Annotated in this window: 16 protein-coding genes; 13 read left to right on the top strand and 3 right to left on the bottom strand. The window is 62.4% G+C overall.

Annotated elements, in window-relative coordinates; translation table 11 throughout:
• The first annotated feature begins 17 nt into the window (after positions 1 to 17).
• The 6 genes from ACWUKX_RS06610 to hutC all read left to right on the top strand — a co-directional run bounded on the left by ACWUKX_RS06610 (position 18) and on the right by hutC (position 6,028).
• Complete coding sequence (locus ACWUKX_RS06610) at positions 18 to 1,124, top strand: ABC transporter substrate-binding protein (protein ID WP_287095461.1); 1,107 nt, start codon at positions 18 to 20, stop codon at positions 1,122 to 1,124.
• Positions 1,125 to 1,190: 66 nt separating this feature from the next.
• On the top strand, positions 1,191 to 2,135 hold the full coding sequence (locus ACWUKX_RS06605; RefSeq protein WP_456005055.1) for an ABC transporter permease: 945 nt from the start codon (positions 1,191 to 1,193) through the stop codon (positions 2,133 to 2,135).
• Entirely contained in the window at positions 2,132 to 2,932 is an 801-nt protein-coding gene (locus ACWUKX_RS06600) for an ABC transporter permease (RefSeq protein WP_029355930.1), read from the top strand. Before ACWUKX_RS06605 ends, ACWUKX_RS06600 begins: the two co-directional genes overlap by 4 nt.
• A gap of 35 nt (positions 2,933 to 2,967) precedes the next feature.
• Positions 2,968 to 4,290 carry a histidinol dehydrogenase gene (gene hisD, locus ACWUKX_RS06595; RefSeq protein ID WP_456005053.1) on the top strand — a complete coding sequence of 441 codons (1,323 nt, stop codon included), beginning with the start codon at positions 2,968 to 2,970 and terminating at the stop codon, positions 4,288 to 4,290.
• Between the two features lie 2 nt (positions 4,291 to 4,292).
• Positions 4,293 to 5,294: a zinc-dependent alcohol dehydrogenase gene (locus tag ACWUKX_RS06590; RefSeq protein WP_456005051.1), complete on the top strand. Its 1,002-nt coding sequence runs from the start codon at positions 4,293 to 4,295 to the stop codon at positions 5,292 to 5,294.
• A complete protein-coding gene (hutC, locus tag ACWUKX_RS06585) occupies positions 5,294 to 6,028 on the top strand; it encodes a histidine utilization repressor (RefSeq protein WP_456005413.1) in 735 nt (244 codons plus the stop codon). The genes ACWUKX_RS06590 and hutC overlap by 1 nt, the downstream gene beginning before the upstream one ends.
• 31 nt (positions 6,029 to 6,059) lie before the next feature.
• Here the strand turns inward: hutC and ACWUKX_RS06580 are convergent, their stop codons facing one another.
• The 3 genes from ACWUKX_RS06580 to ACWUKX_RS06570 all read right to left on the bottom strand — a co-directional run bounded on the left by ACWUKX_RS06580 (position 6,060) and on the right by ACWUKX_RS06570 (position 9,755).
• On the bottom strand, positions 6,060 to 6,269 hold the full coding sequence (locus ACWUKX_RS06580) for a hypothetical protein (RefSeq protein WP_029355921.1): 210 nt from the start codon (positions 6,267 to 6,269) through the stop codon (positions 6,060 to 6,062).
• A 146-nt stretch (positions 6,270 to 6,415) separates the two neighbouring features.
• Positions 6,416 to 8,584, bottom strand: a complete 2,169-nt coding sequence (locus ACWUKX_RS06575; protein ID WP_456005049.1) for an amylo-alpha-1,6-glucosidase — start codon at positions 8,582 to 8,584, stop codon at positions 6,416 to 6,418.
• A gap of 76 nt (positions 8,585 to 8,660) precedes the next feature.
• Positions 8,661 to 9,755, bottom strand: coding sequence for a glycosyltransferase family 4 protein (locus ACWUKX_RS06570; protein WP_456005047.1), 1,095 nt, complete (start codon positions 9,753 to 9,755; stop codon positions 8,661 to 8,663).
• 177 nt (positions 9,756 to 9,932) lie between these two features.
• On the opposite strand from ACWUKX_RS06570, the gene ACWUKX_RS06565 reads away from it, so the two are divergent.
• The 7 genes from ACWUKX_RS06565 (at position 9,933) to ACWUKX_RS06535 (ending at position 15,330) form a co-directional block, all read left to right on the top strand.
• Complete coding sequence (locus ACWUKX_RS06565) at positions 9,933 to 10,079, top strand: hypothetical protein (RefSeq protein WP_164759765.1); 147 nt, start codon at positions 9,933 to 9,935, stop codon at positions 10,077 to 10,079.
• A 65-nt stretch (positions 10,080 to 10,144) separates the two neighbouring features.
• Positions 10,145 to 10,345 carry a hypothetical protein gene (locus ACWUKX_RS06560; RefSeq protein WP_095519872.1) on the top strand — a complete coding sequence of 67 codons (201 nt, stop codon included), beginning with the start codon at positions 10,145 to 10,147 and terminating at the stop codon, positions 10,343 to 10,345.
• A 306-nt stretch (positions 10,346 to 10,651) separates the two neighbouring features.
• On the top strand, positions 10,652 to 11,407 hold the full coding sequence (locus ACWUKX_RS06555) for an ABC transporter ATP-binding protein (protein WP_095519873.1): 756 nt from the start codon (positions 10,652 to 10,654) through the stop codon (positions 11,405 to 11,407).
• Complete coding sequence (locus tag ACWUKX_RS06550; RefSeq protein ID WP_456005045.1) at positions 11,400 to 12,146, top strand: ABC transporter ATP-binding protein; 747 nt, start codon at positions 11,400 to 11,402, stop codon at positions 12,144 to 12,146. Before ACWUKX_RS06555 ends, ACWUKX_RS06550 begins: the two co-directional genes overlap by 8 nt.
• A gap of 55 nt (positions 12,147 to 12,201) precedes the next feature.
• A complete protein-coding gene (locus tag ACWUKX_RS06545) occupies positions 12,202 to 13,389 on the top strand; it encodes an ABC transporter substrate-binding protein (RefSeq protein ID WP_240992870.1) in 1,188 nt (395 codons plus the stop codon).
• A gap of 70 nt (positions 13,390 to 13,459) precedes the next feature.
• Positions 13,460 to 14,347: a branched-chain amino acid ABC transporter permease gene (locus ACWUKX_RS06540; RefSeq protein ID WP_456005042.1), complete on the top strand. Its 888-nt coding sequence runs from the start codon at positions 13,460 to 13,462 to the stop codon at positions 14,345 to 14,347.
• A 59-nt stretch (positions 14,348 to 14,406) separates the two neighbouring features.
• Entirely contained in the window at positions 14,407 to 15,330 is a 924-nt protein-coding gene (locus ACWUKX_RS06535; RefSeq protein WP_456005410.1) for a branched-chain amino acid ABC transporter permease, read from the top strand.
• Positions 15,331 to 15,545 lie beyond the last annotated feature (215 nt).

Here is a 15,545-nt window from a genome sequence, read left to right as displayed (position 1 = left end):
CCCAGAGGAGAATGCAGATGAAGCGCTTCAAGCCGACATTATCCCATCTTTCCCGCAGAACCTTCCTTCAGGCCACCGCTGCGCTCGGCGGCGCCTCAGCTCTCGGCCTGCGCAGTTCTTATGCGCAGGAACCGGAAAAGCCGGCGGAGATCATCGTGCGCGCCTGGGGCGGCAGCTGGGTGGATAGCCTGAAGGCCGGCGTGTCCGACAGCTTCACCAAAATGACGGGGATCGCTGTCCGTCACGACCTGACTGAAGACAACGAGATCCAGCCCAAAGTCTGGGCGGCCGTGGCGCAGAACCGGGTCCCGCCGATCCACATCAACTGGGACACCACCACCAATGCCACGAAGTCGGCACTGCGCGGCGTAACGGAAGACCTCTCCGACCTGCCGAACCTCGCCAATGTGACGGACCTTGCCAAGCCGGCCGGCCTGGAAGGCTTCCCGATCGTCAATACCTACGGCTATGTCTATGTGCTGGCCTATCGGCCTGCGGCGTTCCCGGACGGACCGCCGAAGTCCTGGAAAGACCTGCTCGACCCGAAGTTCAAGGGCCGGCTTGCCTTCTACAATGACGGCATCGGCTTCCACTTCCCAGCCCAGGTCGCCGGTGGCGGCAAGCTGGAGGACATACCCGGCAACATGCAGCCGGCTTGGGATTTCATCACCAAGATGAAGGCGCAGCAGCCGCTGCTCGGCGAAGATCCCGACTTCACCACCTGGTTCCAGAACGGCGAAATCGATGCCGCCTGCACCATCTCCACCAACGCCCGAGAGGCCCGCAAGAACGGCGTGAAAATCGAATGGGTCGTGCCGGAGGAGGGTGCGAAATTCGACACGGACGGTTTGTGGATCCCCAAGGGCCTGCCGGAAAACGAACTCTACTGGGCCAAGCAGTACATCAACCATGCGCTGACCAAGGAAGCCCAGCAGGTCTGGCTGGACGGCCTCGGCTTGCCGGGCGTGGTGCCGGGCCTCACACCGCCGAAGGATCTGGTGGGCGATCCGTCCTATCCGACCACCGAAGCGGATTTCCAGCGCCTCATTCGCATCTCGTCGAAGATCCAGGTCGAGAACGAGAGCGAGTGGTTTTCCAAGTTCAAGGCGATCATGCAGGGCTGACGCCGGGTCGGCCGGTGCTGCGCTGGCGGCACCGGCTCCTTTACGAGGTCGGATACGGATTTTCTCATGCGGGCAGCCAGGACAGCCTATCCCTTGAAATGGCGTATCATGGATGCGCTGGAAGGCATTGCCGCCGCCATCTGGCCAGCGCGATTCAGGCGCGCCACGCCCTATCTGATGCTGCTTCCGGCAGTGCTGCTGGTCGGACTGCTCGTGCTCGGTCTCATCCAGATCGCGGATGCAAGCCTGCGCACGCTCGACACCACCACCTTCCAATTCTCGGACGACTATTCCATCGCCAATTTCCGGCGGGCGCTGACAGAGCCGCTGTTCCTCGTTGTCGCGCAGCGCAGCCTCATCGCCGCCCTGATCGTCACCGCGGTGACACTCGTCTTCGCCTTTCCCTACGCCTATCTGATGGTGCGCACGCGTTCGCCAAGACTGCGCAAATTCCTGCTGATTGCGCTGTTCCTGCCCTTCTTCATCGGCCAGGTTGTGCGTGCATATGGCTGGCTGATCATCCTCGGCAATCAGGGCATGGTGAACGAGGCGCTCGGCCTTATCGGGGTCGCACCGATGCGGCTCATCTACAACTATCCCGCCGTGCTGTTCGGCCTCGTCCAGTACATGCTGCCCTTCGCCGTACTGATGCTCGCGCCGGCACTCACCGCCATTCCCGAAGAGCTGGAGGCGGCCGCTGGATCGCTCGGTGCGAACTGGGTTCGCACGTTCATCCATGTCGTGTTGCCACTCGCTCGTCCAGGCTTCATCGGCGCCGGCGTGGTGGTGCTGACGCTTTCGCTCACCGATTTCGCAGTCCCCGCGATCCTTGGCGGCGGCTCGCAGGACTTCATCGCCAACGCCATCTACGATCAGTTCTTCCGAACGTCTGATCAGGGCCTCGGCGCGACGCTGGCGCTTATGCTTGTCGCGCTCGGGTCAATCCTCGTCGGCTTGGTGTTCGCGCTGTTCGGAGCCGGAACGCTTGCGATGGGGAGGTCACGGGCGTGAACGGCTCGCGCAGCAAATCCGTTGTCTTGTGGACCCTGGTTACGATCGCCCTGGTGACGCTTTCAGCGCCGACGATCGTCGTGCTCGGCGCTTCCTTCACCGGCGGCAACATCATCACGTTTCCGCCGGACGGGCTATCGCTGCGGTGGTACGCGCGCATCTCACAGGCCTCCGACCTGCGCAACGCTTTCCTGCGTACGCTCCATGTCGCGACGGTTTGTACGATCGTTGCCATTCCCGTGGGCACGCTGGCTGGCATCGCGCTGGCGAAATATGCGGTGCGTTTTGAGAAGACGATCCAGATTTATCTGCTTCTGCCCTTTACTATCCCGCTGATCGGATCGGGCATCGGCCTCATGCTGATTTTCGGCAACGCCGGCATTCTCGGCCAGCTCTGGCCGGTCGGCATCGCCTGCTGCGTCATCAACCTTCCCTTCATGATCTGGGCGGTGACGGCGAGTGCCACCGGGCTTGACCCGGACCTGGAACTGGCCGCCGCCAACTGCGGCGCACCGCCGCTCCAGGTGTTCTTCTCCGTCACCCTGCCGGCGGTAATGCCGGGGGTGATCACCGGCTCGCTGCTGATGTTCATCCTTGCGCTCAACGAGTTCCTGGTCAGCCTGCTGCTCGTCGATGCGCGCATCGTGACGCTGCCGGTGCTGATCTACAACTCCATCCGCTCGATCATCACACCGGATCTTGCCGCGATCTCCGTGGTCTTCATCGCCTGCTCGGCTGTCGCCATCTTCCTGCTCGACAGGCTGGTCGGGCTCGACATCTTCCTGAAATCGAAATGAGGAATGCCGGCCTGCCGGCCGCAAAGGGAAATCCTATGCCAAACGTATCGTTCCACGACCTGAGCCAGATCGACGCCGCGGGTCGTTCGGCACTGATGCGGCGCTCAGAGACCGATCTCTCTGGCTTTATGGAGAAGGCCGCACCGATCATCGAGGCGGTCCGAACAGAAGGCGACGCCGCGCTCGTCCGCTTCGCCCGCGACTTTGACAAGGCAGATCTCGATGCCGCGCGGTTGAAGGTCAGCCCCGCCGAGTTCGACGCCGCCTTCGACATGGTGGACGAGGACGTGGTCGCCGCCATTCGCTTCGGCATCGACAACATCCGGCATTTCCACGAAGAACAGAGGCCGGAAGCGATGTGGCTCAAGGAAATGCGGCCCGGCGCCTATGCCGGCGACCGCTTCACGCCGATCCGCTCGGTGGCGCTCTATGTCCCGCGTGGCAAAGGGGCGTTCCCTTCGGTGACAATGATGACCGCGGTGCCCGCAGTGGTGGCGGGCGTCCCGGAGCTTGCTATCGTCACGCCGCCAGCGCCCGATGGTTCGGCGGACGCAGCGACGCTGGTTGCAGCGCGCCTCGCCGGCGTCGCAACGGTCTACAAATGCGGTGGCGCGCAGGCGGTCGCCGCGGTCGCCTACGGCACGGAAACGATCAGGCCGGCGCTCAAGATCGTCGGTCCAGGCAGCCCCTGGGTCGTTGCGGCCAAGCGGCTGCTTGCCGGGGTGATCGATCCCGGCCTCCCCGCCGGTCCGTCCGAAGCGATCATCCTCGCCGACGACAGCGTGCATGGCGGGCTAGCCGCGCTCGACCTCCTCATCGAGGCAGAGCACGGACCGGACTCATCGGCCTACCTGGTGACACACAGCCGCCGCGTGGCCGAGGAGGCGTTGGCCGCCCTGCCCGAGCACTGGGCGCGCATGACCGAGCAGCGGGTAGCGTTTTCCACCGCGGTGCTGACCGGCGCCTGTGGCGGCATCGTCCTGACGGCGGCGATCGAGGAGAGCTACCGCTTCATCAACGACTATGCACCGGAGCATCTGGAGATACTCTCCAACGATCCCTTCGCACACCTTGGCCACATCACCGAAGCCGCCGAGATCCTGATGGGGCCGCACACGCCAGTCTCGATCGGCAATTTCGGGTTAGGCCCCAATGCCGTCCTGCCGACCAGCCGCTGGGCGCGTACCTGCGGCCCGCTCTCGGTCACGGATTTCGTCAAGCGTTCTTCCGTCGGCTACGTGACGGCGGCGGCCTATCCGGAATTCGCGCGCCATGCCCGCACGCTTGCCCGCTACGAAGGCTTCTCCTCGCATGAACACGCCGTCTCCGACGTGCGCGACCGATATCTGGTGCGGTAGCGATGAGGGCTGCCAGACTCCACGCGGCGGGCGATTTGCGGGTTGAGGATGTGCCGTCTCCCGGCGAACCCGCGCCTGGCTGGGTGCGGCTCAAAGTGGCGGCTGCCGGCATCTGCGGCTCGGACCTCCATAACTTCCGCACCGGTCAGTGGATCAGCCGCGCGCCGAGCATCGCCGGGCATGAGTTCGCCGGCGAGGTGACAGCCGTGGGCGCCGGCGTGTCCCAGTTGGCGTGCGGAGACCGGGTCGTCGCCGATTCGCGTTTCTGGTGCGGCGAATGTCCTGCTTGCCGGGCCGGCCTGCATAATGTCTGTGCCAGACTGGGCTTTGTAGGCGAGGTCTGCGACGGCGGCTTCGCGGAAGAGACGACGCTGCCGGCGCGGCTGCTCCTGCGTCACGACCCGGCGCTCGATCCCGCAATCGCCGCCATGGCGGAGCCGCTGGCGGTCGCCCTGCACGCAGTGCGGCGGCTGTCGGCGCCGGCCGGGGCGCCGGTGCTTATCGCCGGTTGCGGCCCGATCGGCGGGCTGGCTGCGCTGCTCCTGTCGCGGCCCGGCGAGAGACCGGTCCTGGTCGCCGACCGCAATGCGGCGCGTGCGGATCTTGTGGCCGAGGTGAGCGGCGCGACCGTCGTCGACCTGGAGGCCCTGCCCTGTGATCCCAATCTGCGCCATGCCATCGACGCGACGGGAAGCGTGGCGGTGATGGCGCGGCTGCTCGATCTTTTGGCCGGCGACGGGACGCTGGCGCTGGTCGGCATTTCGCATGGCCGCCTCGACCTCGACCCCAACCTCCTGGTCGAACGCGAGATCGCGCTTCTCGGTTCCCACGCCTTCGCCGACGAGCTTGCGCCGGCCGTCGCGATGCTTGGTGATCTCGCCTCCGCGCTGTCGCGCTTCGTGTCCGAACAGATCGCGATCGACGAAATCCCCGCCGCCTACCAGCGCCTGATCGCAGGCACGAGCGGCGGGTTGAAGACCATCATCCGAATGGAGAGAGGATGATGATCAGGCTTCCCGAAACCGCTGGGCCTCTCTACGAAAAGGTCAAGGACTACGTGCTCGGCAACATCGGCAGCGGCAAATGGCCGAAGGACCGCAGGCTGCCTTCCGAAAACGAACTGGTCAGCACGCTTGGCGTCTCGCGGATGACTGTGCACCGGGCGCTGAGGGAACTGACCTCGGAAGGCCACCTCCTGCGCATCCAGGGCGTAGGCACCTTCGTGGCGCCGCCGAAACCGCAATCGGCCCTCATCGAAATCAGGAACATTGCCGGCGAGATCGCCGCGCGCGGCGCACGCCACAGGGCCGAGGTCGTCGTCCTCGAGAAGATCCGCAACCCCGCGCTGGACCTCATTGTCGCCTTCGAGTTCACGCGCCGCAGACCGGTCGCCCATTCGATCATCGTGCATTTCGAAGACGAGGTGCCTGTCCAGCTCGAGGAGCGCTTTGTCAATCCGGCTCTCGCACCGGACTACCATCGGCAAAATTTCGTTGCGACCACCACCTACGACTATCTGCAGCGGGCGACGCCGCTGACGGAAGTGGAGCACGTGATCTCGGCCGTCGCCGCAGAAGAGATGGCGGCCCGCCATCTGATGATTCGGCCCGGCGACCCCTGCCTGCTCCTGCATCGGCGGACCTGGTCGGGCGCGGCGGTCGCGACCGTCAACAATCTCACCTATGTCGGCAGCCGCTATTCGCTTGGCAGCCGCTACGCGCCCTCATCCGCCGCATAGCAGCAACGGCCCGCCAAGCGGATGGGCAGCGTCATCGGCCCAACGGCTGCCTTGATAGGGAAATCAGTTCTGCCTCGTCGATCACGCCGGCCATGTAGTTGGCAATAATGCGAGACGCGAGCGCCTCACGCTGACCAGTCGATTGACCTTCAAGCTTTAGGTGTTCGAACGCTCGAGCCAGCAGAGCCAACTCGGACGGATCAAAAATACCAGCTTCCTCAGCTTTTCGACGGATCGCCATGGCTTCCTCAAAGACGATGACTTGTCTTTGCAACGTTTCCCGCGACATTGTGTTCCTGGAGGTGCTCAAGACAAGCTTGGGCGCGCGCGCCCTTGCTAGCCATCAGCTGACAGCGGCGAACCCCAATGGCCGCTAGCCGGCCTGCGCTAAGAGCGCACCACCAGAGGCACCAGCCCTTCATGGCGATGGTCGAGATAGCACACAACGCGGTCGCCAATGCGCTCGAAGATGAGATCGACTTTCGCCTCGCCGATGGCCAGATGGCGGATAACAATGTTATCGATACCGATCGGCAGCCGCGGGCGTTCCACAGTGATCTCGCGTTTCCAGCCGTCGACCCGGATGCCCAGGCAGGCCTGCAGCATCATGAACGCGGAGCCTGCCGACCATGCCTGCGGCAGACATGCGACCGGGTAGGCCACCGGTGAATCGCTCGCCGCGCGCGTAAAGCCGCAAAACAGCTCCGGCAGGCGCATGTTGAAACGGACCGCCGCCTCGAACATACCGCTCATCAGCTTCACGACGCTGTCGCGCTCGTGATAGCGGGCGAGCCCGGAGGCGCAGAGTGCGGTGTCGTGCGGCCAGATCGAGCCATTATGATATGACATAGGGTTGAATGGGATCTCGTCGTCGGCCAGTGTGCGAACGCCCCAACCGCTATGGAGATGACCAGAGAGCAGCTGGGTGGCGACTGACTGAGCCCGTTCCGCCGCCGGCAGCCCGACATAAAGCAGGTGACCGGCATTGGACGTGCGAACCGCGCATTGCTTGCCTTGTCCGTCGATTGCCAAAGCATAGAAATCGCGGTCCGGCATCCAGAAATGCGTCTCCACTGCCTGACGGATCCTCTCTGCCAGGGCGCTCCAGTGCGCCGCCTTTGCGTCGTCGCCGCGCCTGGCGGCCAGCGCCGCCATCCCTTGATATGCGGCGAAGGCATAACCTTGCACCTCGACCAATGCGATCGGTCCTTTGGGGATCGTGCCGTCGGCATGGAAGACGGCATCGGAACTGTCCTTCCAGCCTTGGTTGAACAGACCCGTGTCGGCCGCCCTGTTGTAGGTTACAAAGCCATCCCCGTTGCGGGCTCCGACCTCTTCCATCCACGCAGTGGCAGCGCCCAGGGAGTTCCACATGCGCTCGACGAACGCCTCGTCTCCGGTGCGATCGGCGTAGGACGAAGCCAGGTAGACATAGAGTGGCGTGGTGTCGACGCCGCCATAGTAGCGGCCGAACGGCAGTTCGCGCAGCACGGCCATTTCCCCCTTGCGGGTTTCATGCATGATTTTGCCAGGCTCGGCATCGTCGAATACAGAGGTCTCGGTCGATTGATAGTGGGCAAGGAAGGCCAGGACCCCACGAGCAAGGTCCGGATTGAGCCAAAGCATCTGCAAGGCGGAAATGACGCCGTCGCGGCCGAAAGCCGTCGAAAACCAAGGGATGCCGGCATACGGGTATGGCCCGGTCTCCAGATCGGTCGTCAGCAGCGCGATGTCGGCGCGCGTGCGTGTCAGCCAGTCATTGAACACGCGCCCGGAGCTGAAGACGGTGGCGCCCTGCCGGCGCTTTGAGCGCATGGCGAAGCGAGCTCGCGCAGCGGCCGCGCGAAAGCGGTCGCTGGAGGGGGTTTCTTCGCTGTGGCCGACCTCCAGGTACAATGCTCTGCTGTCACGCTTTGCCACGACAATGAGGAAATCCGCGTGATCGGGGTGCACCTGATCGGGCTTGATCGAGAATGCGATGGCCGATTGACGAGCTACATTGTCGAGGCCTTCATATCGGAACGTTACGCTCGCCTCGCCGACCAGTGCGTCATGCGCGCGACCGCGGCGGCTACGCATAGTGCCTCGCACCTCAAACATGTCACGGAAATCGGCGTCGAAGTCGAGCCGGACCGGCAGAACCACCTCGCGCGCGGAGTAGTTGGTGAACTTGATGCGTTCGAACATGCGGTCCTGCCAGATGAACCGCGTCCGATCGACGTGGACGACGCCCGGCAATGCTTCGCTGCCATTCGGCCCGATAGTGGCTAGATTGGTGAGATTGGCGGTGAATAGGATGTTGTCCTGCGACAGCGAGGCGCCGAGCAGCGACGGCATCCGGCCGCCAATGAACAGACGGAAGCGCGATAATACACGCGTGTCGTCGCGGAAAAGCCCGTCGCCGGTGCCGCGTATGTCGCCGTAGCTGTCTGCGACGACGAAGCAATCCTCGTGTTTCAGCGCAAATTGCCGATGCGGCTCGCGCGGTGCCGTTTCGTCGATTGCCGGCAGCGCCACGGCTGGATCAATCTTGCGGTCTTCGAGTTGAGTGGTCATGGTAACCCCTCCCGTTCAGAAGCGAACAAGGCGGCTCAGGCGCTGATCCGGGCAGCCGGGCCGTCGCCTTGCTCGGTCAGGTAGACATAGTCATCATTGCGGCATTTTTAGCGCGCTTGTTTTGAGAACCAAGTGCTTTCGTTATGTCGTCCGAGAGCGAGCCATAGATCGCCACGTAGTCGCGGCACATGCGCTCAACCGTGAATCGCTCTTCAAAAGTCCGTCGCACCTGCGCACGATCGATGCCGTTTATCCGCCGTACCGCGTCCACAGCTCCGTCTGGTGTGTCGACGATCAACCCGGACACACCATCGTCGATGACCTCCGGAACGGCGCCGCGTCTAAACGCTATCACAGGCGTGCCACAGGCCATCGCCTCAATGGTTACGAGTCCGAAGGGTTCCGGCCAGTCAATAGGGAACAAAAGCGCTGCCGCATTGCCCAGAAAGTCTGCTTTTTGCCGTTCGTCGATCTCGCCGATGAATTCCACGTTGGAATTTCGAAGCACCTTGGGTTCGACCCTCTCTTTCCAATATGATTGGTCTACCTTGTCGATCTTGGCGGCAATCTTCAGCGGCATTCCGGTACGCGCTGCGATTTCAATTGCTGTTTCCGGCCCCTTTTCCGGTGAGATGCGGCCGAGGAAGGCGAGATAGCCCGAAGCTTTCGGGCGAAAAGGGAGAAGATCGCGAGGCAGACCGTGATACACCGTTCCGATCCAATGGACAGGCGGCATGGGCCAGCGTTGATCGTAAGAAATCGAAACCAGCGGAATGTCATCAAACATCGCATAAAGCTGCGCCAGATCCGGGAGGTCGAGCCGTCCATGAAGTGTCGTAACGGTTCGCTCGGCAAAGTCCCGGACTACGGGGAAGTGGAGAATATCGATGTGAAAATGCAGCACGTCGAATTCATCGGCCCGCCTGCGCACCTGTTCAAGCATCATCACGTGCTGGGGAATATCGTGCCGGACCCTGGGATTCAGGCGCAATGCAATATCGCAACACGGTACCAATTCGGCAGAGGTGCGTGAATCACCGCTGGCGAACAAGGTCACATCATGCCCCTGCCGAACAAGCTCCTCTGTCAGATATGAAACTATTCGCTCGGTCCCGCCATAGGTCCGCGGCGGCACGGCTTCGGTAAGGGGGGCGATCTGGGCAATTTTCATCTGCAACACTTCTCGAAAGTGAAGGTCACCCTTCAAAAAGCTCCGACGGCAATCCCCTTCCTCGCGTTCATTGCGGTGCGGTCCTCCTCGCCAACTCTCGAAGCGCCGATATGTTCCCGGCGGGAACAAACGCCCGAGTCAGGGGAGTTCAAGCAGATGGACCAAAGGAGAACCAGGATGGTTACGAAGCTTCAGGACACAAAAGCCGTCAAGGGATCGAGCGACGAGCATGGCGGCAACCGCGGCGGCAATCAGGAGAAGAAGGATAAGCCGCAAAAGAGCAGCCAGGCTGCCGGCAAGGATCCAAACCGCGGCGAGGACTGAACGATGCCTGCCCCGCAGGCGAACAGTAATGGCTGCGATCCCCGACCATCGATAGGAGTGACACCATGACAAAGACCAACTCGTCTACGAAAGCCGAGCATCCTGTATCGGGAAAGAGGGCAAGCGGCAGCGACAAGGCCAAGGAACCGGCCAAGGGCGGCGCCCAAGCCAGGAACGCCCAGGAATGGGGCGGCGGATCGAAAGCGTCGAAGGGCAAGATCACCCGGGCAGACCGGGAAAACTCCAACTCGAGCCAGCGCAGCTAAGCTTTGCATTCATCTAATCAGTCGGCGCGGATTTCGAACTGCTTGGACGGGAAGGGTTCGGATTGGGGTGGTTCGGATTAGAGGCCCATCTCGCCTGTGGTTTGCCCCTTCGACGTTGCAATTCGAAAATGGTCGAAGGCCCCGTGCCACAGCGCCGGCAATTGCGGCCTTGACGCGATGTGCATTAGGTCGTTTGTTGCGGGCGGGAGTGCCACGGGAGGAAACCATGGAAGTCACCCTGGGGGCGGATAGCCTCGCAGCGCGGTTCCACGTTTTCACGCCAATGTCCGGCGAAGGCTCCCGCGCATGAATTCCGGAGCGATCCTCGAAGCAGCGGGATTGACTAAGGAATTTGGGGGTTTCGTCGCTGTCAGCAATGTCAACCTGACAGTCGAGCGAGGATCGATCCACGCGCTGATCGGGCCCAACGGCGCAGGCAAGACGACCCTCTTCAACTTGCTGACCAAATTTCTCCAGCCGACGCGCGGCGCGATCCGTTACCAAGGCCGCGACATCACCAGGATGCAGCCGGCCGACATTGCGCGGCTGGGCCTTGTGCGCTCCTTCCAGATATCGGCGGTGTTTCCGCACATGACGGCACTCGAGAATGTCCGCATCGCGCTGCAGCGCCGGCGCGGCGACAGTTTCGATTTCTGGCGTTCCGAGAAAGTGCTCTCCAAGCTCAATAGCGAAGGTGCGGCTCTTCTCGCCGATGTCGGCCTGACCGAGTTTTCAGATATCCGCGCCAGCGATCTCTCCTACGGCCGCAAACGCGCGCTTGAGATCGCGACGACGCTGGCGCTGAACCCTGAAATGCTGCTCCTCGACGAGCCTATGGCCGGCATGGCGCAAGAAGACATCGAGCGCATCTCGGCGCTGATCCGGCGCATCTCCAAGAACCGCACCATTTTGATGGTTGAGCATAATCTTTCGGTCGTAGCCTCGCTGTCGAACCGCATCACCGTGCTCGCGCGCGGCAAGGTCCTCGCCGAAGGCGACTATGCCGCGGTTTCCAAAGATCCGCGCGTTATCGAAGCCTATATCGGGGCCGGACATGGTTGAAGTTGAACTGACGAACAGGCCGGCTCCTGCCCCCTCGGCGAGACCGCTGCTGCGCGTCGATGGCCTGCAGGGCTGGTACGGCGAAAGCCATGTGCTTCACGGCGTGAGTTTCGAGATTGGCGAAGGCGAAGTGGTGACGCTGCTCGGCCGCAACGGCGCCGGCAAGACGACCACGCTGAAGGCAGTCATGGGCATCCTTTCCAGGCGCTCGGGCTCGGTCACCTATGATGGCCGCGAGACGATCAAGCTGCCGTCGCGGTTGATCGCACAGATGGGCATCGCCTACTGTCCAGAGGAACGCGCGATCTTTTCCAGCCTTTCGGTCGAGGAGAATTTGTTGCTGCCGCCGCAGGTGCGCCCCGGTGGGCTCAGCGTCGAGCAGATTTTCGAGCTTTTCCCGAACCTGAAGGAGCGGCTTTCGAGCCAAGGCACCAAGCTTTCGGGCGGCGAACAGCAGATGCTCGCCATCGGCCGGATCTTGCGGACGGGCGCGAAGCTTTTGCTGCTCGATGAGCCGACCGAAGGGCTTGCGCCCGTCATCGTGCAGCAGATCGGCCGCACCATTGCCCGGCTCAAGGACGAGGGATTCACGATCGTGCTCGTTGAACAGAATTTTCATTTCGCCGCGTCGGTCGCGGACCGTCACTACGTGGTCGAACAGGGGCGCGTGATCGACACGATTCCCAACGACGAACTCGACGCCAACATCGACAAACTGCACGCCTATCTCGGTGTCTGAGGCAATCATCAACGGCGCGTTGCGCCGCAATCGGAGGAGAGTAGCGATGAAAAAAATGGGGTTTATTCTGGCTTCGCTGACGAGCCTGCTGATGGCCGGCACGGCCCACGCCACGGATGTCAAGATCGGCGTTCTGAATGACCGTTCCGGCATCTATGCAGACATCGCCGGTGAAGGTTCGGTCATCGCGGCCCAGATGGCGGCGGAAGACTTCAAGGCGGCGGACAAGGGCATCAACGTGTCGATCGTCTCCGCCGACCACCAGAACAAGCCGGACGTCGGCTCGAACATCGCCCGCCAGTGGTACGACACTGAAAATGTCGATGTAATCGCCGACGTGCCAACCTCGTCGGTGGCGCTCGCCGTCAACGAGATCACCAAGGAGAAGAACAAGATCTTCCTCGCCTCGGGTCCGGCCTCGTCCGACCTCACCGGCAAAGCATGTTCGCCCAACACCGTCCACTGGACCTACGACACCTGGGCGCTTGCCAACGGCACGGGCTCGGCCATGGTCGCAGAAGGCGGCGATAGCTGGTTCTTCGTCACGGCAGACTACGCCTTCGGCCACGCGCTCGAGCGCGATACGTCGGCGGTCGTCGAAGCATCGGGCGGCAAGGTTCTCGGCGCTGTCCGTCATCCTTTCCCCGGCCAGGACTTCTCGTCCTTCCTGCTGCAGGCGCAAGGGTCGGGTGCCAAGGTCGTCGGCCTCGCAAATGCCGGCGGCGACACGATCAACGCGGTCAAGCAGGCGTCGGAATTCGGCATCACGCAGGGTGGCCAGGCGCTCGCCGCCCTGCTGATGTTCATCAATGACGTGCATGCGCTTGGCCTCGACGTGGCGCAAGGCCTCGTGCTCACCAGCGCGTTCTACTGGGACAAGGACGATCAAACGCGGGCATTCTCTGCCCGCTTCCAGGAGCGGAATGCCGGACAAAAGCCTTCGATGATCGAGGCGGGAGTCTACGCTTCGGTCCTGCATTACCTTAAAGCCGTCGAGGCCGTTGGTGACAAGGATGCGGCCAAGGTGATGGCCAAGATGAAAGAAATGCCGACCGACGATCCGCTGTTCGGCAAGGGTACGATCCGCGCCGACGGGCGCAAGCTGCACGACATGTATCTGTTCCGCGTCAAGAAGCCGGACCAGTCGAAGGGGCCATGGGACTATTTCGAGACGGTGGCCACCATTCCGGCCGACAAGGCGTTCCGCCCGCTCGCCGAAGGCGGCTGTTCGCTCGTTAAATAAGCGAGCCCTCGCCAACGACGCGCCGAACCGCTCGGCGCGTCGTCTCGTCGACAAGTCAGCTGGAGCGACCATGTTCGAACTGCTTGGAATTCCGCCGCAGGTCCTGTTCGGCCAGTTGCTGCTCGGGCTGATCAATGGGTCCTTCTACGCGGTTCTGAGCCTCGGGCTGGCGGTCATCTTCGGTCTCTTGAACATCATCAATTTCACGCATGGCGCGCAATACATGCTGGGCGCCTTCGGCGCTTGGATGCTGCTCAACTATCTCGGCGTCGGTTACTGGTGGGCTGTGTACATCGTTCCGCCGATCGTCGGCGTCACCGGGATCGTGCTCGAGCGCGTGCTGATCCGACGGCTCTATCACCTAGACCATCTCTACGGCCTGCTTCTCACTTTCGGCCTGGCGCTGATAATCGTCGGCTTCTTCCGCCAGTTTTTCGGCGTATCTGGCCTGCCTTACCCGCCGCCGCCGCTTTTGACCGGCGGGCATAATCTCGGTTTCATGTACCTGCCCAATTCGCGCGCCTGGGTGATTGTGGCTTCCCTGATCGTGTGCCTCGCGACCTGGTTCATCATCGAAAAGACCCGGCTTGGCGCCTATCTAAGGGCAGCGACCGAGAACCCGACGATGGTCGGCGCGTTCGGCATCAACGTGCCGCTGCTGGTCACGCTCACATATGGCTTCGGCGTCGCACTCGCGGGTTTCGCCGGCGTGCTCGCCGCGCCGATATACGCAGTCAATCCGAACATGGGGGCAGACCTGATCATTGTCGTCTTCGCCGTCGTCGTCATCGGCGGCATGGGCTCAATCCTGGGCTCGATCCTCACCGGCTTTGGGCTTGGGTTGATCGAGGGCCTGACCCGCGTGTTCTATCCGGAAGGCTCGGCCGTGGTGATCTTTGTCATTATGGCGCTCGTGCTGCTCGTCAAACCCGCCGGTCTGTTTGGGCGGAGTGTGTGATGGCAACCGACACCAACCCGATCGCTATGGCGACCATCACGTCCGTTGGCGCCGCGGGCATGCCCCGTCACCACCTTGCGATCTTCGCCGCGCTTTTCGCCTTCCTCATCGCCGCGCCATTTCTGCTCTATCCGATCTTTGTCATGAAGGTGCTGTGCTTCGCGCTGTTTGCCTGCGCCTTCAACCTGTTGCTCGGCTTTGGTGGCCTCCTGTCCTTCGGCCACGCAGCCTATTTCGGCATGGCAAGCTATGTCTCGGCCCATGCGGCAAAGGTGTGGGGTCTGACGCCTGAACTTGCCATTATCGCGGGCACGCTGGTGGCAGCCGTGCTCGGTCTCGCCATCGGTTCCCTCGCCATTCGCCGCCACGGCATCTATTTCGCCATGGTGACACTGGCTTTTGCGCAGATGATCTATTTCTTCTCGCTGCAGGCGGCGTTTACCGGCGGCGAGGACGGCATCCAGGCCGTGCCGCGCGGCCATCTGTTCGGGCTGATCGACCTGCGCTCGAGCGAAGTCCTCTATTTCTTCGTGCTCGCCGTCTTCTTCGCCGGCATATTGCTGATCTACCGGATTATCCATTCGCCGTTTGGACAGGTGTTGAAGGCGATCCGCGAGAACGAGCCCCGCGCGATCTCGCTGGGCTATCGGGTCAACCGCTACAAGCTTGCCGTATTCGTGCTGTCGGCCACGCTCGCCGGCGTCGCCGGTGCAACCAAAGCAATCGTGTTCCAATTGGCGTCGCTTACCGACGTCTACTGGACCATGTCCGGCGAGGTCGTGCTGATGACGCTCTTGGGCGGCATGGGCACGGTGTTCGGACCGATCGTCGGCGCGGCAGTCATCGTCACGATGCAGAACTACCTCGCGACATTCGGCGACTGGGTCACCATCGGCCAGGGCATCATCTTCGTTGTCGCGGTCCTGTCGTTCCGGGAGGGCATCGTTGGCGTCCTGGCAAAATGGATCCGGAAGCCGCTCTGAACGAGCATGAGGCCGAAATTTCGGATCATCGACAGTCGACATCGAGAAGTCGACTCACAAAGACGTTTGAGCGTCAAGTTCGGCCAAGTTAGCCGCAGCGGAAGCGGGCGACAGCGTCCCCAACTGTGCAGATTCCTCATCGGATGTGACAACCAGCAATTCGGGCTGTTACGAAAATTCAACTCTGGCGCCTTCCCAGGCGTGCCTGTTGACGT

The sequence above is a fragment of the Mesorhizobium sp. f-mel genome (genome assembly GCF_053850215.1).
Note: the sequence above shows the minus strand (reverse complement) of the source record. Positions and strands in the feature narration are given on the sequence as shown.